The 21769-nt window shown below is 38.1% G+C and carries 17 protein-coding genes; 5 read left to right on the top strand and 12 right to left on the bottom strand.

All coding sequences use genetic code 11. The features are described 5' to 3' along the window. Positions 1-857 precede the first annotated feature (857 nt). The 6 genes from BC008_RS13045 to nrtS form a co-directional block, all read right to left on the bottom strand. Positions 858-3203, bottom strand: a complete 2346-nt coding sequence (locus tag BC008_RS13045) for a CHAT domain-containing protein (RefSeq protein WP_058183541.1) — start codon at positions 3201-3203, stop codon at positions 858-860. 20 nt (positions 3204-3223) lie between these two features. Continuing rightward, the gene (locus BC008_RS13040) at positions 3224-5047 is read right to left on the bottom strand and encodes an NAD+ synthase (RefSeq protein WP_058183542.1); all 1824 of its coding nucleotides are present in this window, start codon (positions 5045-5047) and stop codon (positions 3224-3226) included. Between the two features lie 208 nt (positions 5048-5255). Next, on the bottom strand, positions 5256-6002 hold the full coding sequence (locus BC008_RS13035; protein WP_027847043.1) for an NUDIX hydrolase: 747 nt from the start codon (positions 6000-6002) through the stop codon (positions 5256-5258). Further along, positions 5963-6571 (bottom strand): nicotinate-nucleotide adenylyltransferase, encoded by a 609-nt coding sequence (locus tag BC008_RS13030; protein ID WP_027847042.1) that lies wholly within the window; start codon positions 6569-6571, stop codon positions 5963-5965. Before BC008_RS13030 ends, BC008_RS13035 begins: the two co-directional genes overlap by 40 nt. A gap of 143 nt (positions 6572-6714) precedes the next feature. Beyond that, positions 6715-8178 (bottom strand): nicotinate phosphoribosyltransferase, encoded by a 1464-nt coding sequence (locus BC008_RS13025; protein ID WP_082650538.1) that lies wholly within the window; start codon positions 8176-8178, stop codon positions 6715-6717. A 670-nt stretch (positions 8179-8848) separates the two neighbouring features. Continuing rightward, positions 8849-9094: a nitrate/nitrite transporter NrtS gene (gene nrtS, locus BC008_RS13020; protein WP_058183543.1), complete on the bottom strand. Its 246-nt coding sequence runs from the start codon at positions 9092-9094 to the stop codon at positions 8849-8851. Between the two features lie 714 nt (positions 9095-9808). On the opposite strand from nrtS, the gene BC008_RS13015 reads away from it, so the two are divergent. Next, positions 9809-10183 (top strand): DUF2237 family protein, encoded by a 375-nt coding sequence (locus tag BC008_RS13015; RefSeq protein ID WP_058183544.1) that lies wholly within the window; start codon positions 9809-9811, stop codon positions 10181-10183. 70 nt (positions 10184-10253) lie between these two features. Here BC008_RS13015 and BC008_RS13010 read toward each other — a convergent pair whose 3' ends face one another. Next, entirely contained in the window at positions 10254-10571 is a 318-nt protein-coding gene (locus BC008_RS13010) for a hypothetical protein (RefSeq protein ID WP_036267955.1), read from the bottom strand. Between the two features lie 1665 nt (positions 10572-12236). Here BC008_RS13010 and BC008_RS13005 point away from each other — a divergent pair. Beyond that, positions 12237-13835, top strand: coding sequence for a flavin monoamine oxidase family protein (locus BC008_RS13005; RefSeq protein WP_027846050.1), 1599 nt, complete (start codon positions 12237-12239; stop codon positions 13833-13835). Positions 13836-13957: 122 nt separating this feature from the next. Here the strand turns inward: BC008_RS13005 and ttcA are convergent, their stop codons facing one another. Further along, a complete protein-coding gene (gene ttcA / locus BC008_RS13000; protein ID WP_027843304.1) occupies positions 13958-14755 on the bottom strand; it encodes a tRNA 2-thiocytidine(32) synthetase TtcA in 798 nt (265 codons plus the stop codon). Positions 14756-15265: 510 nt separating this feature from the next. Here ttcA and BC008_RS12995 point away from each other — a divergent pair. Next, the gene (locus BC008_RS12995; RefSeq protein WP_235595854.1) at positions 15266-16018 is read left to right on the top strand and encodes a phosphoadenylyl-sulfate reductase; all 753 of its coding nucleotides are present in this window, start codon (positions 15266-15268) and stop codon (positions 16016-16018) included. A 77-nt stretch (positions 16019-16095) separates the two neighbouring features. Here the strand turns inward: BC008_RS12995 and BC008_RS12990 are convergent, their stop codons facing one another. Further along, entirely contained in the window at positions 16096-16530 is a 435-nt protein-coding gene (locus BC008_RS12990; RefSeq protein WP_027843306.1) for a hypothetical protein, read from the bottom strand. 173 nt (positions 16531-16703) lie between these two features. Here BC008_RS12990 and BC008_RS12985 point away from each other — a divergent pair, with 173 nt between their 5' ends. After that, positions 16704-17180 carry a DUF302 domain-containing protein gene (locus BC008_RS12985; RefSeq protein WP_027843307.1) on the top strand — a complete coding sequence of 159 codons (477 nt, stop codon included), beginning with the start codon at positions 16704-16706 and terminating at the stop codon, positions 17178-17180. A gap of 73 nt (positions 17181-17253) precedes the next feature. After that, positions 17254-17589, top strand: a complete 336-nt coding sequence (locus BC008_RS12980; protein WP_027843308.1) for a hypothetical protein — start codon at positions 17254-17256, stop codon at positions 17587-17589. 45 nt (positions 17590-17634) lie between these two features. On the opposite strand, the gene ureC is transcribed toward BC008_RS12980, so the two are convergent. From ureC to BC008_RS12965, 3 genes are all read right to left on the bottom strand, one after another. Continuing rightward, positions 17635-19356, bottom strand: a complete 1722-nt coding sequence (ureC, locus tag BC008_RS12975; RefSeq protein ID WP_027843309.1) for an urease subunit alpha — start codon at positions 19354-19356, stop codon at positions 17635-17637. Positions 19357-19593: 237 nt separating this feature from the next. After that, positions 19594-20271, bottom strand: a complete 678-nt coding sequence (locus tag BC008_RS12970) for a Coq4 family protein (RefSeq protein WP_027843310.1) — start codon at positions 20269-20271, stop codon at positions 19594-19596. A 216-nt stretch (positions 20272-20487) separates the two neighbouring features. Continuing rightward, the gene (locus BC008_RS12965; protein ID WP_027843311.1) at positions 20488-21354 is read right to left on the bottom strand and encodes an HIT family protein; all 867 of its coding nucleotides are present in this window, start codon (positions 21352-21354) and stop codon (positions 20488-20490) included. Positions 21355-21769: the final 415 nt, after the last annotated feature.

Below are 21769 nucleotides of genomic sequence, written 5' to 3'. Positions count from 1 at the left end.
GTTTTAAGAGTCTCGTTTATTACCAAAAGTCACTATTGAGATCCCCCAACCCGCTAAAAAAGGGGGCAAAAGTCCCCCAACTCAGGGGAGGATTTAGGGGGAACCAAGATATTTTAGGTAAATAATATGACTTTTGGAACATTCTCTAAACTTTAATTTACCAAAATGTTTTTTCACAATAATAGAGTAACTCAAAGATAAACCTAGCCCAGGTTTTTTTACAGAGTTTCTGGTAGTAAAAAATGGTTTGAAGATTTTATTTTATATTCTGATGGAAATCCAATTCAGTTATTAGCGATGCAAATTTATATTACTCGTCAGATAGTTTTGGCAAATTATGTTGATGTATTTTTGTTTCCAGAAATTTGATAAGTTGTTAGGAATGTGGATTAAATAAAGTACAAAAGTAGGGTGCTGTTAGCGTCGCGTAACGCACCATTCCAAATTTCAGAATTACAGGTTATTAAATTCTCATTCCTTACGCATCTAATTTGTATATTATTTTATTCGATAGCGAAGTCTCAAACTTTCTTCAATAATGTCCTACGGACACGCATTAATGTAGTGTGACGCGTTATAGACAGCAAAGCTGTATGACTACGTCACGCAATACCTATAGCTGCGCTACCTACGGATCCGGTACGCTACGCTAGCAACGCTAACATCCGCTAGGATGCGGGCAAACATAAAGTGTTAGCAAGGTGGGGGGGGCGTAAGCACAGACACTTAAGTGTCTACAGCGTCATAACCTATAGCTGCCCTACCTACGGATCCGGTACACTTACGCTAGACGCTAATGACTTTTTACTTTTTACTTGCTGTTGTGCATTTTTAATGCACGACAGACAGCTTATCCCTTATTCTCCCATGCCGCGCCAGTCGCCGGAAGGTATAAACGCCGCCCAGTAGTAGGGATGTTCATATTGTTTTTTGGGTAAGTTTTCTTTCTGTGATATTGCTCCCCGCAGCATTTTTAATTGGGTTTGACGTAATGCTTCGCTGCGACCGGTTTTGGCTTTTGGATCTAACAGTTGCTGATAATAATTTGTCATTAAGTTTTTAGTTGCATTGTCTTCAACTTTCCACAAACTAATAACCTGACTTTCCGAACCAGCGATGACTAAAGCGCGACGCAAACTATAAATTCCTTCGCCGTTGGTAACTTGACCTTGACCGGTGTCGCAAGCGGAAAGAACCACCAGTTCAGTTCCCAACAAGTTTAAGCTTGATGTTTCTAATGCAGTAAGAATACCATTTTCATCCTCAGCACCACTTTTTAGTTCTCTCAAACCTGCAAGAACTAAACCGGAAAGCAGCAGGGGGTTATCAGTGAGGGTTTGGCGATCTAGTTCGGTTTGAGGGTTGGTTTCAAAAAAGCCGTGGGTTGCAATGTGGAGAACTTTTGGTGCTTGAACTTGTTTGACTGCTGCTTCTGTTGCTTTTCGACCGAGCAAAGGTTCAACATTTAACAATGGTGCTATCGCTTCAGCTTCTTTTCTGGTTCCTGGTAAAGGTGGGAAATTACTCTGGGATACCTTAATGGAAGGTTTGCGATCGGGGTTTTGGGAATTGTTATTGGGTTTTAGTTCGGGTTTCGGTTCGGTTGTTGGGTTAATTGCAACTGTTTCTCCAGGACGACTGAAGTTTGGATCGGCGATGATTATAGATGTTTGATTGGTGGATTTTTGGTTAGCAGATTCGCCATTGGGAGATTCGCCATTGGGAGATTGATTCTTTAATCTAATTAAATCCCTGCCAGAGGTAAGATAAGTAAAAGTATAGTTTTCTACGAGATATTGATTTTTTTCATCTACCAAGGCTTCAAAGGGAATCAGATTGAGATTACTGTCGGGAGAAATTAAAATTTTGCGGGTATTACCTAATAGTTTTCTCACTGGTTCCATGAGAATTTTATCTAGTTCCCGTCCATATTCTTTGACTAGAGAAATCTTAGTACCACTATCTCGCAGAGACAAACGAAAATGACCTAAAACCTGTTCAATTTCTTCTGCTCCACCTAAATCTATGCCTTGGGGTTCCTCTTGGGCAGATAAAATATATGCAGTATAACGAGCTTTACCCCATCGCTTGTCAGGCTTTGCTTTGGGATTAAAGGGTCTGTAGCGAAATATTTCCACCAAAGCTGTATCCGCAGGGATAAGTTTTTGAATTATTTCTACTGTTACGGGTTGGGATTGGATACGAAATTCTTTACTGCGATCGCTAAGCTGAGCTTGCAATGATTTTGCTCGTTTTTCCAGTTTTCCCACCTCAATGCGATATGCTTCTGGAGATAGTTTTAGTTTTTCTGGTTCATTAAAAACTAGGTTTGATAATTCAGTGTGGGCTTGGGATAGTTGCTTTAATAATGTCTTACTTCCTGGATCGTCGAGGCGCTGACGGAGAATTCCTTGGCTATCAGTGAGGAAATCTAAGATTCTTCCTTTGCGTTGTAATATTGTTTTTAGGGCTAAACGAGCAGCTTGGGGATTTTGTGGCGCAGAATTGAGATGTAGGGAAATAGTACCATCTGTAGTCCCAGAAAGTTTAGCTAAATATTGCCGCTTTCGACGTTCAAATCCTGGTGTAAGGTTGTAAGCCAGGTACCTTTCTTGAATTTCCAATCCTTGGGTTAAAAATTCAATAGCCTGATCGATCTTTCCTTGGCTATCGTACAGGAATGCTAAATTGTTCAAGCTAGTAGCCACATTGGGATGGTCGCCTTTAAACAGCCGCTTTGTCATCTGGAGGGCTTGTTGATAAAGGGGTTCGGCTTGGGGGTACCTTCCTTGGCTTGAGTACAGTGCTGCTAAATTGTTCAAGCTAGTTGCCACATTGGGATGGTCGCCATCTAAATTTTTTTGACGCAGAGCTAATGCACGTCGGGCTAGGGGAATGGCTTGTGCATATTTCCCTTGTTTCTCCAGTTGAATTATTTGTTGATTGAGTTTTTCTGCTTCTGCTAGTTCTATATCTCGGGGTAGTGCTTCTCGCCAAGTTAGTTGATATTTCCCTATTTCCCCTGGTTTACGGTTCATAACACCGATTGTGTAAGTACCAGTTTTGGGTAACTTAATAACTAATCTGGCATTTCTTCCTTCACCACTGTCATCATCGCTAGCAATTGGTTGATTTTCGTAAGGGTTTGAAAATGTGCTAGTTAAGAGTAGCAATCCAACCGGGGTATGACTGCTCGCCAGCACCGATAATAATTTTTAAGGGTCTATCCTGGGGAACTGTCCGTATGTCCTTCATTAGCATTGCTCATTTCAATTGCTAATTTATTCTTACTTTTTATCGCATCTAGCCAATTGCTAGCAATCGGCATTCGCCAACCAGTACCAAAGGCGCGATCAGTAATTTTCAAACCTGGAGGTGCTTGTCGGCGTTTAAATTCTGCTCGAGCAACCAATTGCACGACTCGTTCTACAACCACCTGCTCGTGACCTGCAGCAATAATTTCCCCTGTTGACTGATGTTTATTTACCAATCGCTCCAAAATATCATCCAATATTTCATAAGCAGGTAAAGAATCTTGGTCTACTTGATCCGGTTTAAGCTCAGCGCTGGGTGCTTTAGTAATAATATTTGTTGGGATAACTTCCTTTGGCGGTCTTTTGTGGGTAGTTTTTTGATTGTTTATTTTTTGATTGTTTATTTTTTGAATATTTATATTTTGAGTGTTTATTTTTTGAGTGTTCAACCAATTGCAAAGGGAATAAACCCGAGTTTTGGGAACATCAGCAATTACAGCCAAACCACCATTCATATCACCGTAAAGAGTACAGTAACCAACCGCCATTTCCGACTTATTACCGGTAGACAACAGCAAATAACCAAACTTATTGGTGATCGCCATTAATAAATTTCCCCGAATCCGGGATTGAATATTTTCCTCTGTCAAACCAAACTCTGTACCAGCAAATAGTTCAGCAAAGGTGCGATCGTAACCTTGCATTAAATCCCCAATCGGTAAAGTGCTACTATTAATACCAAGATTTTCTACCAATGCTAAAGCATCATTAACCGAATGGTCAGAACTGTAAGGTGAAGGCATTAAAACACCCAAAACATTTTCACGACCCAAAGCTTCTGCTGCGACTGCTGCAACTAGCGCCGAGTCTATCCCTCCACTCAAACCAAGCACAGCCTTAGAAAAACGACACTTACGAGCGTAATCCCGCACTCCCAAAACTAAAGCTTGCCAAATTTCTTCATCTTCGCAACTATACTCAGGTTCGATTCTAGTCGGTTGCAAATCTTTTGCTGCTTCATCGAATTCAACTACGACTAAATCAGTACCAAAACCACGAGCGCGACAAGTAACTTCACCCCGACGGTTTAAAGCAAAACTTCTACCATCAAAAATCAAATCATCATTACTACCAACTTGATTTGCATAGATAATTGGTAGCTCAAACCGCTGAGCGCTATGCTTCAACATATTTTCTCGAAAACCCTGTTTGCCAAGAGTATAGGGAGAAGCCGATAAATTTACCACTAAATCCACTCCAAGAACTGATAAATCAGCCCAAGGATTTATTTTGTAAGTGCGTTTACCCCAAAACTCTTCATCATTCCATAAGTCTTCACAGATGGTGACACCAATATTCAGACCATCTAAAGTAAAATAATTTGCCTGTAAACCCGGTTCAAAATAGCGGTGTTCGTCGAATACATCATAGGTAGGTAACAGTCGCTTATGAAAGATTTTTTGGATATTACCTGCTTCCAATAAAGCAATACTGTTAAATAAAGTTTTCCCACCATTACTTGCAGCATTGATATTTTCTGTAATCGTACCTACCAACACAGCAATATTTGGGGGAATTTCTGCAGCTAACTTTTGCAAACTTAGATTAGTAGAATCAACAAAACTAGGATTTAATAATAAATCTCGCGGTGGATAGCCACATAAAGATAACTCCGGCGTTAGCAACAACCGCGCATCAGCAGTATTCGCTTTCTGTGCAGCATGGAGAATCTTATCAGCATTTCCCTTTAAATCTCCAATAATTGGATTAATTTGAGCGATCGCAATTTTCATTATCAGTTATCAGTTATCAGTTAACAGTTACCAGTTAATGCGCAATACCTATAGCTGCGCTACCTGCGGATCCGGTACGCTTACGCTAGGAACGCGCACGCTATAGTTTTGTAGGGTGTGTTAGGCGTCAGCCGTAACGCACCGCGAGCGCTCACCGCATAATTAAATTACCCCAATCGCCAGTCCCCAGTCGCCAGTCCCCAATCCCTCAAATAAACACCAAAGGCTTATCTTTAAAAGGTGCAAAAGCATCTGCATCAAATTGATATAAACTAGCTGGACGTCCAGCACCTCGGGATACTTTAACCCCGGTATCATATAAAAAACCTAACTTTAGTAAACGGGCGCGGAAATTAGAATAGTCAGAGAAATTTTCCCCCAAAACAGTGGTATACAACTGATATAAATCATTTAAAGTAAACATTTTCGGTAAAACATCAAAAGCTACCGGAGAATATTCCAACTTATTTCGCAAACGACAATTTCCATAATTCAAAACTTCATTATGGTCAAAAGCGAGTTGTGGTACATCTTTAACTGGATACCACGCCACACCTGTGACACCATCAGTAATTAATTGTGCGTCTTCAAATCTCACCAAAGCAAAATAACTCACCGAAAGATAACGCACGCCATAACTATCACAAGCTTCCCTTGGATCGCGCTTCGGACCACCAAAAGTATATAACTGTTCCAAATAAAGATTATTAACTCGTATTTTTTCTGCCATAATCCGATAGGCAGCATCCTCAAGAGACTCGCCTTGACGTACTAAAGTCCCTGGAAGGCTCCAATAATTTGCAAATGGTTCTTGTTGCCGCATTACTAACAGAACCAATAATCGATTCTCAGTAATATCCACAGAAAAGATGACATTATCAACACCAACCTTGAAATCAGCCAAAGGTTGTTGATTTATTGCACTTGTAGGTTTTCGTTGCTGTTGTCCTGGCATTCGTATAAATGCTCAATAAGAATATATGCAGCGACAGATGGCGTCAGGTTTTCTAAATTACCATTTTTACGGTAATCTGTGGAGGATACATCTGGGCCAGTTAGATTAGCGATCGCAATTTCTCCACCAATACTTTGTATTGCTTGCAAACTGCTTTGATTAATCGCATATCCAGGTCGCGGCACTACTAATAATTTTACTTGCTGTAATAACTTCCTCGCCTGATACCAGCGCGGTAATTGAGCAACTAAATCAGAACCAACAACTAAAGTAAATTCGGTTTCGTCTCCCCAAAGTTCTCTAGCTTTTGCCAATGTTTCAATAGTCCTCAAGCTACTTAAATCTTGTTCTAAAGCAATGTTTCCTGGTGTTTTGAGATCTGTTTTGAGATCGTTAATTAATGATTCCAACATCGCTGCACGATGGGACAAACTTGCTTGATGGGACTTAAAAGGATTATCTGCAGCCCAAACCGCAACACGATCGTACTTAGAACACAACCAACTTAGAATTGCCTGATGTCCAGCAGTTGGCGGATCTGCGCTTGTACCAAATAAAGCAATTTTCATGATTGGGGATTGGGGATTGGCGACTGGGGATTGGGGATTGGGGATTGGCGACTGGGGAAAGTGTGGGGAGTGTGGGAGGATGGGGAAGACCAAATTACCAATTACTCATTACTCATTACTCATTACTCATTACTTCTTACTCATTACTTATTTCTTCTGGTTTTCTCACTTAACTGAATTAATGCTGGAGAAATTTCTACATTTGCAGTTCCTGGTTCGTTCAATTTTTTTGCTGATTCTGGCAAAGTTGCAACAGATAAAGTGGTTCTTTCACTAATTTGGGCGATCGTTTCCGACTTTGCTACTCTCTGACCTGATTTCATTATTAATTTTAATAATGGTTGTTGTATTAAGCCTTGAGAAAGGATTTTAGATTCTCCAGAAGTATCTTCGGTCGCTAAACTCAAACAGTCGGCTTGTATTTTTCCTGCTGATAAACAACGAAAAATCTGTTTGCGTCCTGGATAAGTTAACTTACCACTAGATTCTTTCATTACTGGAATACCATCAATTTCAACTAATTTATAAACTCCATTCACAGGTTCCCCAGTTACTAGTTTGGTTCCTATTCCATAACCATCTATTTGAGCACCTGCTGCTTTTAATCTAGCAATTTCCCATTCATCGATGTCGCCACTAGCTAAAATTGGTACATCTCCAAGTAGCGATCGCACTTTTTGAGATAATTCCACTAGATCTCCAGAATCTAACCTTACCCCGTTTAATTCAATTTCTCCTGAGTTTACTTTAGAAGCTAAGCGTTCAGCTGCAGCAACAGTATCATAAGTATCAATCAATAAAGGTGCGCCGGGAAAGTAACGATGGAAAGCTGTAAATGCCTTATCTTCACCACCTTCTATTGCTGATAGCGCCATTACCAAAGCATGAGCCATCGTTCCACTGGGTTGAGTTCCCAATAGTAAGGCTGCTAATACATTGGATGTAGCATCTAAACCACCAGCAAGTGCAGCCCGTGCAGCCCATAATGAGCCTTGGGGACTAAATGCTCGCCTGGTACCAAATTCTAATAATTTAGCTGATTTACCCGCGATATCGCGCAATCTTGCGGCTCGCGTTGCAATTAATGTCTGGTAATTGATTGCATTTAATATATAAGTTTCAACTAATTGTGCTTGCCATAAAGGCGCTTCTACTCGCAATATCGGCTCGTTTGCAAATATAACCGTTCCTTCAGGTACAGCCCAAACATCACCGCTGAAACCACCGGATGCTAACAACTGCCAAAATTCCTCGGGAGCTTTAGCAAAAATTCCCGTAGCTTGCAAAGCTTTAATCTGTCCTTCGCTGAAGCGCAATTTTTCTAAATACTCTAATACTTGCGCTAGCCCCATAGCAATCAAATAACCAAAACCTTCAGGTAAGCGCCTGACAAATAACTCAAAACTTGCACTTTTTTGTTCCACACCTTCTGCGTGGTAGCAAGCAGCCATTGTCAATTGGTAAAGGTCGGTCAGCAAACTATAGTCGTTACTATTTATAGTTAGTTCTCGATTCTCATAGCTTTGATTCTCACAATCTTGATTATCATTATTTATTTTTTGCCGCTCGTATTCATACACACGGTCAAACTTTGCGACATCTTTCATTTAACCCTTACCCCTCATTTTTAACGGGTTATCCATTTATGGTAGTTTTCACTATAATTAATGTCAACTGTTTCCTTGTAAGTTTAATGACAATTAGTTGGCTAAAACTCCTCACTCTTTGTTGCTTTTCCGATCTGTTATTTCAATTCCGCGTCTGGGTTGAATACTTTGGAAAAGTCTTTGGACGGGTAACAGTTGCGCTACTTTTGCAATATACAAACCAAGAATGCTCTAGTGCTTTGTCCCATTAAATATGATGGGTTGTAGAGACGTTGCATGCAACGTCTCTACCGAGTTTTGTGGTAAAACTGACAACTAATGGGACAGACCACTAGTACTGTGTCACACTAATTATGAGGAGTTAATAATGAGAATAAAAAGTTAGAGACGAGAATGCAGCTAGAAATATCTTTCGTCGAGGATTGAGTACTGTAGGGAATACGGAACCTTTGCGTTAGACGCGAGCAAGGCTTGGGGAGACTATATTAGCAACTTTTAGCTGAAACGGCGTAAAGAATTGGCAATGCGCTATCTCAAACAGCCCAACAATTCAATTCATGATGTAGCTTCATGATGTAGCATTTTTACTAGTGTTTTCGGAACCGAGTGCATTCCACCATGCATTCAAGCGTTGGACTGCTCAAAACCCCACGGGAGTAAGTATTGCTAGTCACGACTCATCTGACTTATGCTTAGCACTACTTGTGTGTTGACCATATACGCACACCATATATGGAACTAAATAACTGATAGTCGCAGAAATCCAACGCTCTTGATTCATTTTGCCTTTTATTAATGTTGTGCCGTGGTTGATTATAAATAAAATAGAACCAACTACAATTGCAACTTTAACTCCAATGGGAGCATAGTTTGGGTTAACTAGGCTAGCACCAAATTCTTTCAAATTCCTTTTCATAAATGAGTTAATCTTTGTTTTATTAAAGTACAGATATATTTGCTACACATAAGCAAAAAATATAAAATTAGCCTTTATTTGGATATACACATATTCCATATATCTGTATTTATCAGGAAAGGCAGAAGTTTGTACGCACTGCGTGAACGTAGGCAGAAGGCAGAAGGTATATGCCGTAGAGCTTCTGGCGACCGGAGGGAGCAAGGGTTTAAGACCCCCACCAAAATTTAAATTTGGTGGCTTGCAATTGGTAGTGGGTTGGAAGCCCCTACCATATTGCTCACTTCTGCCTTCTGCCCTCTGCCCTCTGCCTTCTTCACTAGACTCAGTAACAAGTAATCCGAGAGCTTAAAAGAAGCATGTATGGTAGCAGTAATGCGTTGCGGCGATAACAGCCGTAAATATAAAATTAAATACTATACTTGTTTTTCGTTAAGTTTTGTATTGATTACACCATTAATAGTATACAAAGCATTAATTATCTTTCTATAAAGAGTAAAAAGTTTTCTTGTCGCTACAGTATTTACCGATTATTGATTTCAAATAGTTGTGCGATACGTCTAACAGAATAGAAAGGTTAATTAACGGTAAAATAAATTACATGAATTTTCCCATAACTCCACATTTAAGCTAAAGCACGAATTAACAGCTTAAAATTATCTTGGAATCTCAATTCCAGTTCGAAGTCTTGAAAACAGGAAAATTTTACAAGCAATGACACAAAGCAAAAATGTGCTAGGGGAAAAACTCCAAGTATGTTGTACATCTCCAATGACGGGATTTTATCGTAATGGTAGCTGCGAAACTGGTCCCCAAGATTTTGGTAGTCATGTCGTTTGCGCTCAAGTTACCGCAGAATTTCTTGATTACACCAGATCGAAAGGTAACGATTTGAGTACACCTGTTCCAGGCTATAACTTCCCTGGTTTAAAACCTGGAGATAAATGGTGTTTGTGCGCTTCTCGCTGGAAAGAAGCCATGGAAGCAGGTTTTGCACCACCAATTGATTTATCAGCAACCCATGAGGCTACATTAAAGTATTTACCCTTAGAAATTTTGCAAGAACACGCAATTACCGGGAATGGATAAATAGTACCAGGACTTATGCAGTCAACAACCCACGGCTAAAAGCCGGTGGGCTTCTAGAAGCACATTAAAACTAAGTCAGTTTGCGATGGGGTTTGATTAACCACTGATGTCCACATTTTGAGTTTTGACATTCAAGCATTCCAGTATCCCAATTAATTGAAATCTTCTTTTCTCCACACTCCGAACAAGTATCAGTTACACTCATCTCAATAAAAACTTGACTACTGATTGTTTTACCGCAAACAATCTCCAATTTTCCGTAAACGTCTTTAACCTGCTCAAAATCTAATTTTTGTTTATCGAGCAAAAAGTTTATTGTTTCTGTCGCCTTATCTTTGATTATCTGGATATTACAAAGCAGTTCATTTATTTGCTCATTTCCCATCATTTTTTCTAACAGGGTACCATTTATTACTAAGAAGTTTTATTTCTAATACCAATTGCAAAAAATAATGCTACGCATTAGTTTCCTGTCTTGCGACTATTTACCATCCTGCGGGGTGGCTGCGACGGATGGAGCCTTTCGGCGGCGCGGGGTCTAGGCTGTTTCCTTCATTTGATAAATGTTCGGCTTACCGCGTTCTAAGTGTAGTAACCTTAAAATAAATTGGTATAAAAAATATCAGTAATAAATGGAATGTTAGCCTCTCATTATAAGGTTTACAATAAGTATGCGATTTCTCTGTGGTAAATGCGAATGAATACGAATAGAAGATTTGCTCAGTGATTTATGATTATTCTTGCTCTCACAGAATATTTATTTTGGCTAAATATTTAAATATTTAGTATTACTGCTAGCCCTAGGTTCAAAACTAATCCTTAAATATTACAATTACATCAAACTAAAGTATTTATCCAGTTAGCAAATATAAATAATTTGTTTTGATATATTTTTTGATTATTGGTTGAATTGTAAAACCCATTGCTTCTTCCTGCGAACCTTAAAATTGATACAAACCGATTACTATAGCTCGAATTCTTGAGGTGAGATACTTCAATCGCACGGCCATGAAATTTGGAAATATCAGGAGGTAAACGACCTCTAATTTTATTTACAAAATAGTTACCATCATTACTGTATGCATTAATTAATTTTTCAAATACAGCTTTTAAATTATTTTATTGATTTCACTACTAAGAATTCTTATCAGGTCGTCAAATAGCTTAGGTGCTAAATCCAAATACAGAAAAAGCACTCACTCTCATAAATCGACAGCCAATGCGTACATGGGGTTATTTCCACCGTCCTCCGATATAACTTATATACTTGATTGCTGCTTATTTATAGTCAATAAGAGTGTTAATACCTTTTATTGCTTTAAAATTTAACGTACACCGTAGATTATCAGTTGTAGTAACTTCTTTATAAATCTTAGGATCTGGGATATATCCAACGAATGATTGTAAGATTATCATTTTCGCTAGTTTCAAAATATCTAGAAGTTACGCATCATTTACGAATTTTCATTAGCGGATCCGTAAGGTAGCGGCTCCGCAGGTAGCGCAGCTATAGCTATAGCGTGACCGCAAGGTCATTGGTTTGAGATGAACCACACCTACAGTGAATGCTATTTCCTTGCGGAAATGCTTTGCTAACCTACCGTTGCAATGACTGTATTTAGGTTGTCTGCGCGTAAGTCCTGAATTATTGTTATTAATTTGGGTGAATCCAATGAAACACACTTTTAATATAGTACATAAGCACTATTTGCTAAGGGGCGTACTGCGAAAGTTGCGTAAATCCTGATACATGTAAGAGAAAGTGCATAAGTTTATTTGATTTGCACTTAGTAAATTTCAGAAATTAGTTCATTTGTCAATAGCCGAGTGAAAATAATTATCTAGCTTTAGTGTTGGAACTGGAGTATTCGGAAAATATATTAACTTCATAACAAATATAAAGACCGTCACACTATTCATCAAATAATACTCTTGTTTCTGCTTCAGTACCTTTATTTACAAAGTAGAGGAAATCATTTTGTAATTACTCAATATCTGATTTTTCGTTGAAATTTCTAACTCAGCATTATTTATTCATTAAGTATCTTTAACCATGGACACCATCTTTGAACCAATTAAAAGTAAACTGCACGAGATTGACAGTATTGACTATGGAAAACCACGCAAAAAAATAGTCATACTTGGTGCAGGAATGGCTGGTTTAGTTTCTGCTTATGAATTGTCTAAACTAGGTCACGAAGTAACGATCTATGAAGCTAGTAATAGAGTCGGTGGTAGGGTTTGGACAAAAAGATTTGCTGATGGTCAATATCACGAATTCGGTGCGATGAGAATTCCCGAAGCTCATGACCATACTAGATATTATGCAAAGGATGTATGTAAGTTAGACTTCCGTAGATTTGTTAACGATCACGACGAAGATGACGCTTTCTATTACATCAAAGGAATCAAGAGCCAACATAAGAAAGCTTTAGAGGAGTTAATTCCGAAGTTGAATTTAACTCTTGGAGAGAAAGAAATAGTCAAGAGAGCGATCGCCAACGATGAAAATCTACTGGTACTACTTGGTACTCCATTTGCCTCTTTGCTTGAGGAAATAAAGTCTAAATCAGAAGACTTAGAAGCATTGTTTGCTAAGGGTCCAATAACCAGCAGAATACAAGAACTCGACCAGTTATCACTAGGTGATTTCCTCAGAAGATTTGTTAATAGTCAAGATGCTTTAGATTTAATTGGTGCTATTACTGCGTTAGAAGTTTGGTGGGACAAAGCTGTAACGATGTTTCTTCGCGATGAAATTTCTCAGGAGCCTCGAGAGTCAAATCAAACTGGACTGTTGGACGAAATAGTTGGAGGTCTGGACTTATTACCCACTACTTTAGCTTCTAAGCTACAGGACAATGTAAACATTAACTATGGTCGTGAAGTAATTTCTCTCGAGAAACAGCAGGAAAAAATTCAAGTTGTTCTCAGGAACACTAAAGATAAAAGTGACATACAATCAATTGATTGTGATTATGTAATCTGCACTATTCCTTTTGCTGTTTTAAGAAGAATTAAACTAATTGGATTGAGTGAAGCTAAAAATAGAGCCATCAGAAATTTGAGTTATGCTTCTTCCATCAAAGTATTACTTCACTGCAGGGAAAGATTTTGGGAAAGTAAGTACAAAATTATTGGTGGAGGTTCGCAAACAGATTTAATTAATCGTTCCATCTATTATCCGTCAGATAATTTTAGACCTATGGCGGTTCGTAAAATGAGTAAAACTAAAGGATTACATACGTCATTTGTCCGATACGACCGAGAAGTCATTGATAAGGATGTTAGTAAAGGTCCTGGAGTCTTACTTGGAAGTTATTCTTGGGGTGCAGATGCAAGAAGATTAGGTACTTTACCCCATAAAAAAAGAGAAGAAGTTGTGAAGAATACAATCGCTAATTTTCATCCAGAAATAATGGAAGAGGGTATGGTCGATGATAGCGCTTCAATGTTTTGGGATGAATATGACTGGGCTGGAGGAGCATTTTGTTTTATGAATCCTGGAGATTTTGTCCGATATTATGAAGACACTATTGCTCCAGAAGGAAAATTGTTTTTTGCTGGCGAACATTGCTCTCTGGATCAGGGCTGGATTCAAGGGGCGATAATCTCAGCTTTAAGAACAATCAAAGACATTGTCAGTCAGTAAAAATTAAACTGTAGTTTTGAGTTAGGAATGTGGATTAAATAAAGTACAAAAGTAGGGTGCTGTTAGCATCGCGTAACGCACCATTCCAAATTTCAGAATTACAGGTTATTAAATTCTCATCTTTATTCTTGGCTTAAGCCTGAAAAATCAAATAACTGAGTATCTGCAAGATGGGAAGGCGTGACATTTTGTGTGCTGCGGAATAAACTGTCAATTCTTCCAGGATATGCTTGTTCCCAAGCCTGAAGCATTTGCTTTATTTGCGCTCTTTGTAAATTCTCTTGAGAACCACAAAGGTTACATGGAATAATCGGAAACTCCTTAATCTCTGCATATTTCTGGATATCATGCTCCGGACAATATGCTAAAGGTCGAATAATCACATTTTGTTTGTCATCACTTAGGAGTTTGGGAGGCATAGCTTTAAGCTTACCTGCATGAAACATATTTAAAAATAAAGTTTCGACAATATCATCTCGATGATGTCCCAAAGCAATTTTTGTTGCACCTTCTTGATTAGCAACTCGGTAAAGAATTCCTCTGCGCAAGCGCGAACATAAACCACACATGGTTTTTCCTGGAGGAATCACTTCTGTAACGATGCTGTAAGTATCTTCTTCAATTATTCGGTACTCTACACCCAAAGATTGCAAATACTCTGGTAAAACATGTTGGGGAAATCCTGGTTGCTTTTGATCTAAATTTACCGCCAGAATATCAAAATTTATGGGAGCGCGACGTTGAAGACTCAGCAATATGTCGAGCATTGTGTAGGAATCTTTGCCGCCAGAAAGGCATACCATAACTTTGTCACCATCTTCGATCATATTGTAATCGCGGATAGCTTTTCCGACTAAACTACGCAGGCGTTCCTCTAATTTTTTGTAGGTTTTTGAGCGAACAACCTTTGTCGCTTCCATGTTGTTTCCCCTTAGTTTAACGATCACTATTCTAGTTGAGTTATTTCTTAGCAGGCAATTTATTAGAGTTAGTTTCTGGAAACACTCAAATTTTCACAGGCTGAGTTGTGTTTTAAACTTCAATAAGTTAAAAATTAAGCTCGAATACTGATACTTTTAACCCGGACAAATCAGAACCGGAATGGATCTCTAAGACATCTTCCGAATCCGAAAAGCTCCCTAAAACACCATCAACGCCATAGGATTTGATACTAGCTTCATTTTTGCTTTTCGACCTACATCTTAAAGCCCAAATTTTATTAGGATTTCAAGTCATTTGCCACTTATATATTTTTGTAGTGCTCGTAACAGTTTAGGATAGAGGATACGACTCAAAAGTTTTTGAATGCCAAAAGTTGGGGCTCAGACAATTTGCGATCGCAAAGTTTGAATTCAAATGTCAATCACTTAAAGAGTAACTTATATCTTTAAATGCAGTTGTGCATGACTCGGTATAATAAGGAGGGGATTTTGACCGATCTTAAAGAGAGTTTAATTAAATCAGCCGATATTAGCAAACTTGAAGCAGAATATGCGACAAAAAGTCCGCAAGAAATTCTCGCCTTCGCTCTAGAGCAGTTTGACAATATTTCCATATCTTTCAGCGGTGCGGAAGATGTTGTTCTGGTTGATATGGCATCTAAAATCAAAAAAGATATTCAAGTATTTTCCATCGACACAGGTCGTCTGCATTCGGAAACCTACAAATTTATCGACAGGGTAAGAAAGCAATATCGCATTAAAATAGATGTAATTTTCCCCGATTCAACAGAAGTCGAAAATCTAGTCAGAGAGAAAGGATTATTTAGTTTTTATGAGGATGGTCACAAAGAATGCTGCGGTATTCGTAAAGTGCGTCCACTACGCCGCAAACTAGCCCATCTCGATGCTTGGATTACAGGTCAACGCAGAGATCAAAACCCTGCCACTCGTGCAAGCGTTCCTGTAATTCAGATTGACTCAGCTTTTTCGACTGCAGAACGTACTCTAATTAAATTCAATCCGTTAGCTAATTGGACTTCAAAGCAAGTTTGGCAATATATTGAAGCTAACAATGTTCCTTACAACCAGCTACATGACAAAGGTTTTGTTAGTATTGGTTGCGAACCCTGTACGAGAACTGTTTTACCACATCAACACGAACGTCAAGGTCGTTGGTGGTGGGAAGAAGCAACAATGAAAGAATGTGGTTTCCACTCGATGAATACAGCACAGAATAATTAATCTTTCAAGATTGGTAATGGGTAATAGGTAATCGGAAAAGTAATTACCAATTACCAATTACCATTTACCAATTACCACTACTTATTTTGTTGATTAAATTTCAATTTTTTGCCTTTTTGCCATTCTTGTAGAAATAATCCAGACCAGATAATAAAACCAATTAGAGATAATCCAGCGATCGCATCACACCAAATCAACAAATGCATCTTGACCGACATTGGAATTACCATTGGATACAGGTAGTGTCCCGGACTGGAAACGCTAGTAATGGAATAAAAACCCAGACACAGGTAAGACCACCAAAAAAGTCCTTTCCGATATAGCCAATAACCCAATAATCCAAAAGGTGTCATAAGAATCAGAGTGGCAAAAACTCCTACTGTCGTAAACCATTCGGGTTCGGGGTATTGCTCGACAAAGATAGCATTATCCGTGTAGTGCAGCGTTGTAGAAATTATGTTAAGAGCTACCAAAATTAGTAGTACTATTTGAGTATTATTTTCGGGTTTCACGTGTTTGTATTAACCTAGTTTAAATTAGCCATTTCTAACACGATAAAACCTCATGGAAAAGTAGTATATTACCCAAATAGGTAGATTGTTTAACTGGAATCAACAATTCTATTTGCATTTTATTTCAAAAATTTATAATTGATTTCAAAATTTATAATTGATTTCAAAAAATTATGAAAAAACTTTTCTTAACTATTTTGGCATGCGGCATATTTATTACTCCTGCTTACGCAAGTCCTATAATCAGTAATAATAAAAAAGATGGGATACTAAGATTCAAAAGTATCTACAGTGTTCCAGAAACAGCCCAGCGCTTTGAATCTTTTGCCAAAGAGCAAGGTTTAAACATTGTTGCAAAAGTTGACCACCAAGCAGGAGCAGAATCTGTAAAGCAAAAGCTACGCCCAACTCGGTTAATCATATTTGGTAATCCTAAAGCCGGTACGCCTTTAATGCAGTGCAATCAAAGCGCAGCAATAGATCTACCACAAAAAGCACTTATTTGGGAAGATGAAAAAGGGCAAGTATGGCTTGGCTATAACAGTCCAAAATATCTATCTTTCCGCCATAAGTTTAAGAATTGTGGTGAAGAAGCTGTTCAAAGAATTGAGAATGCTTTGAATACTCTAGCTCGAAAAGTAACTAAGTAGATATTACTTAAAACTTATTCAAAATTAAAATAGCTACATTAACAAAATCCCAAATAACTACTTACTACATACTATGCATATTACAATCGTCAAAAAGATAACATTGAATGGTAACGATTGTCCTAAGTCTGCCAAAGTCCTCAAAGAACTAAAAGATTTGGGATTAATTGACCAAATTAATGAAATTATAGTTGCTGACGAGCGCGAACCATCAAGTGAAGGATTTGCTTTAGCGTCAAAATATAACGTAGAAGCTGCACCCTTTTTTATCGTCACTGATGATGATGGTTCTACGCGCGTTTACAAGGCATATCATAAATTTCTTAAAGAGATTTTTGATCGAGAAGTGTCTGAAAGTGACGAAATTTCTGAGATTATGGCTCAAAATCCCGATCTTGATTTTATCTGAGGATTTTAGGAGTTCTATTAGTCACACTTGCAAATATAAAATACTTCAAAACAAAAAATACCTCTGTGCCATGGGGACAACTGTAGCGGGTTCGCAGGTTAATAATTCACCATCTGCTTTTACTTCATAGGTTTCTGGATCGACTTCGATATTAGGTAAGGCATCATTTAACTTCATATCCCTCTTGCTCAAGTTACGAGTTCCAGAAACTGCGATCGCTTTCTTTTGTAGACCAAGTTGACTAGGAATTCCCCTTTCCAGGGAAATTTGGGAAATGAAAGTCAATGAAGTCGCGTGACGCGCTCCTGCAAAACTACCAAACATTGGTTGCATGTGAACGGGTTGTGGTGTGGGAATACTTGCATTTGCATCCCCCATCTGCGACCATGCGATAAATCCACCCTTAATAACTATCTCCGGTTTCACCCCGAAAAAAGCCGGACGCCACAAACATAAATCAGCTAATTTCCCTTCTTCCACCGAGCCCACATACTCAGAAATGCCGTGAGCGATCGCCGGATTAATTGTATACTTAGCTACATATCTTTTTGCCCGAAAATTATCTGCTCTTTGTTCTTCTCCTTGAGGAATTTTAGATAAATTACCCCTCTGAACTTTCATTTTATGGGCTGTCTGCCAAGTACGAATTATGACTTCACCAACACGTCCCATTGCCTGAGAATCAGAAGCAATCATGCTAAAGGCTCCGAGATCGTGCAAAATATCTTCTGCAGCTATGGTTTCTCTACGAATGCGGGATTCAGCAAAAGCAACATCTTCTGGAATTGCAGGGTCGAGGTGATGACACACCATCAACATATCCAGATGTTCGTCTAAAGTATTTAAAGTATAAGGACGGGTAGGATTAGTAGAAGATGGCAAAACATTAGCTTCCCCACAAACCTTAATGATATCTGGTGCGTGTCCGCCCCCTGCACCTTCAGTATGATAAGTGTGAATGACCCGGTTTTTGAAAGCAGCGATGGTATTTTCTACAAAACCTGCTTCGTTGAGAGTATCAGTGTGAATTGCAACTTGAACATCATATTTATCAGCAACACTCAAACAAGTATCGATCGCAGCAGGAGTAGTTCCCCAGTCCTCATGCAGTTTTAAGCCCATCGCTCCGGCTTGCAATTGTTCGACTAATCCCTGAGGTTGACTGCTATTACCTTTACCCAAAAACCCTAAGTTAACTGGAAAAGCATCAGCAGCTTGCAGCATTCGGTAAATATTATTAGGACCTGGGGTACAAGTAGTAGCATTTGTGCCAGTCGCAGGACCTGTACCGCCACCCAACATTGTAGTAATTCCAGATGCGATCGCAACTTCGATTTGTTGGGGACAAATAAAGTGAATGTGGGAATCAATACCACCAGCTGTCAGAATCATTCCTTCACCAGCTACAGCTTCGGTTCCGGGACCAATAATAATATCTACATTATCTTGAATATAAGGATTTCCAGCTTTACCAATTTTAAATATTTTGCCGTCTTTAATGCCAATATCTGCTTTAACGATACCCCACCAATCGAGAATTAAAGCATTAGTTATTACCATATCAACAGCACCATCACTGTTAGAGATGGGAGATTGTCCCATTCCATCGCGAATTACTTTACCGCCACCAAATTTTACTTCTTCACCGTATTGAGTGAAATCTCGTTCGACTTCGATAAATAATTCTGTATCAGCAAGTCGGACGCGGTCGCCGACTGTGGGACCATAGGTTTCAGCGTAAGCACGCCGTGACATTCGGTAGGGCATAGAAAAATAAGCTCGGTTAAATCACTTTGAATATTTTTGAGCATATTCAAGGATATAGTGAGAATTATTTGTATAAATTTATAATTTCATCTGATAAATTTATGACTACAAGATTTAAGTTTATAAAATTTAAATCTTTATTGCTGACACTATCTAATTTATTGTTAAGACTTTCTCAAAATTCAATAAAAGCCGAGTCTAGTTAATACTAATAGGGATTATTCACTAACAAGTTATTTAGTCAGAAACGCAAGTATGTAATAAATTAATACCTAGTTCTTCTCTCCACTGAGACAAAGGCTTCTCCCAATTTGCTTCCCACTTTTGAGCAAATAATGGTTTCACTTTAGAGCCCATCGTATACCCAGAAGTAAGCTGTTCTAACAAAGTTCCAAGTAATTCTGGACTTTGAAAAATAGTTCTAAACAATCCTCCAGCTAATAATATCACTGGCATAGGTAAACGGGTTTGAGCAAGACTAAATGATTGAATTCCTAATTCTCCCATCTGACTTGTATCAAATCCTGTTACTACATGCCAGATATCATGAGTTTGCCTCATGCGAAAAAGAATATAGCTGATGTCATCTTCAATTTTTATCTTACGATAGGAACCCGGTGTAAAACCTAATTTCTTCATATGAGAAGCATATATATAACCTAAAGATTCTTCCGGATATTCCAGCAAAACATCTAGATTTGGTGTTGCTCCGACATAACGTTCGTTGATTATTTCCTCAACTTCTGGTTTTGTCTTGAGGTAATTTGCGGCTAATTTAGTCGCATTGTTATATCGCATTCCCTCCACAATATCGAATACAGATTCGACTTGATTAAGATTCATCCAAAGGGAAATAAATCCCCTTATTACCATCAAAGATCTCAAGTTTAATCGTGGTAAGGCTGTTAGCAGCATATGGCACTTCCAAGTACATTAGTTACTATTCAAGCTGGAGTAAAATGCACCAGCTGAAAATCTGTAATGTATAAATACTCTATGGGAAATGCTAATTTCGAATTTTTTGATTCTATTGGAGAATATTATTTTCAATAACTTGAAAAATGGCAACAGAAGTTGTTGCAGCATCATACAAGTATTGCTACATGTATGTTAGTACTTGTATGTTAGTGCTTATTTTAATGCCATGCTACGTCTTGGAATCACACTTCTAATTCCACCTTTAGCACCGGTAACATCACTCTTATAACGCGGAATAATATGAATCCCGGCATGCATAACATTTTGTCCCGCATCCCGATTGATATTCATTCCCACATTAAATCCATCAGGTGCAAATTCTTTAGCGATCAATGCTTGCACTTTATTTACCATCAACCAACAAGCAGCTTGCTCTTTAAAGGCTAAGTCAAAATAGTTACTTATATGTCGTTTAGGAATAACTAAAACGTGACCTTTACTTGCAGGATAACCATCATACATTGCATAAGCTGTGGCAGATTCGGTCAATAGTTTGAGATTTTTATGCGGATTACAAAATATACAGCGTTCTGATGAATTAATTTGTTGATTGTAGTGAGTATATTCATAAAACTCACAATTATCATTTAAATATACAGTCTTAAAGGGAAGCTTAACGATACATTGGTAGGTTGGTTTTTTATGGACATAATGTTCTCGAAAACCTTCTTTGATAATATCTCTCCTCACCGCGTAGTAAGCTTTACCTCCAGGTTTTAATAAATGTGATACTTCCATTAAAACATTCGCTTGTTCTTCAGGGAATAAAACATTCAAAACATAACAACAAATTATTGTGTCAAATTTACCATAGGGGTATTGAGAAAAATAGTATGGATCGTACCCAATTATATCCAATCCTTTTGCTTTTAAGAGCTTTACATCATTTCCAAAGCCACAGCCAAAGTCCAAAATTCTACCTTTTAGTAGTTGTTTTCTTAATAAAAAGTTTGCAGGAAATGATAATTTAGTCCTTTCTATTGCTGTAAGGTGACTGAATTCATTATTTCGGTTTTTCATTTCTTCTTATAAGTAGTTACTAATAGGTTATGAATAGTAGATAAATTTAATACCGATTAGTAATTACTCGACATCACTACTAACAACATCACAAATATGTAATCATTTATAATCTTGTTCAAAACATAGCCTATAATGCTACTTAAAATACTCCGTAAATTTTCGGCATTTTTGTGATTAACTTGTTTTAATTTAAATAAATTATGTGGGTATTGCTTAAGATTTATCTTCTATTTTGCAAGTATTGTGGATATTTCACGCTGAAGAACACGGCAATCAAACCAGCTGATATTTAATTTCTATAGTGGGGTCTTTAAAAGTATCAAAAATTCTTGTATTTAAATGAGGTCTTATTTTAAAACCAGTTGCGACAAAATTCTGAGTAGCTGTGTGATTATGTAATATCAATTCCTCA

The organism is Mastigocoleus testarum BC008 (assembly GCF_001456025.1).
In the GTDB taxonomy this organism is placed as follows: domain Bacteria; phylum Cyanobacteriota; class Cyanobacteriia; order Cyanobacteriales; family Nostocaceae; genus Mastigocoleus; species Mastigocoleus testarum.
The sequence above is the reverse complement of the archived record's forward strand: the minus strand, read 5'-3'. Positions and strand labels throughout refer to the sequence as shown.

What these genes read in the sequence shown, in the direction of transcription:
- BC008_RS13015 (WP_058183544.1), top strand. Translation starts at nt 9,809, where the DNA reads ATGACACAAAGCAAAAATGTGCTAGGGGAAAAACTCCAAGTATGTTGT.
- BC008_RS12985 (WP_027843307.1), top strand. Translation starts at nt 16,704, where the DNA reads ATGAAAAAACTTTTCTTAACTATTTTGGCATGCGGCATATTTATTACT.
- BC008_RS12980 (WP_027843308.1), top strand. Translation starts at nt 17,254, where the DNA reads ATGCATATTACAATCGTCAAAAAGATAACATTGAATGGTAACGATTGT.
- BC008_RS13030 (WP_027847042.1), bottom strand. Translation starts at nt 6,571, where the DNA reads ATGAAAATTGCTTTATTTGGTACAAGCGCAGATCCGCCAACTGCTGGA.
- ttcA (WP_027843304.1), bottom strand. Translation starts at nt 14,755, where the DNA reads ATGGAAGCGACAAAGGTTGTTCGCTCAAAAACCTACAAAAAATTAGAG.
- BC008_RS13005 (WP_027846050.1), top strand. Translation starts at nt 12,237, where the DNA reads ATGGACACCATCTTTGAACCAATTAAAAGTAAACTGCACGAGATTGAC.
- ureC (WP_027843309.1), bottom strand. Translation starts at nt 19,356, where the DNA reads ATGCCCTACCGAATGTCACGGCGTGCTTACGCTGAAACCTATGGTCCC.
- BC008_RS13040 (WP_058183542.1), bottom strand. Translation starts at nt 5,047, where the DNA reads ATGAAAATTGCGATCGCTCAAATTAATCCAATTATTGGAGATTTAAAG.
- nrtS (WP_058183543.1), bottom strand. Translation starts at nt 9,094, where the DNA reads ATGAAAAGGAATTTGAAAGAATTTGGTGCTAGCCTAGTTAACCCAAAC.
- BC008_RS12970 (WP_027843310.1), bottom strand. Translation starts at nt 20,271, where the DNA reads ATGCTGCTAACAGCCTTACCACGATTAAACTTGAGATCTTTGATGGTA.
- BC008_RS13010 (WP_036267955.1), bottom strand. Translation starts at nt 10,571, where the DNA reads ATGATGGGAAATGAGCAAATAAATGAACTGCTTTGTAATATCCAGATA.
- BC008_RS12965 (WP_027843311.1), bottom strand. Translation starts at nt 21,354, where the DNA reads ATGAAAAACCGAAATAATGAATTCAGTCACCTTACAGCAATAGAAAGG.
- BC008_RS13035 (WP_027847043.1), bottom strand. Translation starts at nt 6,002, where the DNA reads ATGCCAGGACAACAGCAACGAAAACCTACAAGTGCAATAAATCAACAA.
- BC008_RS13025 (WP_082650538.1), bottom strand. Translation starts at nt 8,178, where the DNA reads ATGAAAGATGTCGCAAAGTTTGACCGTGTGTATGAATACGAGCGGCAA.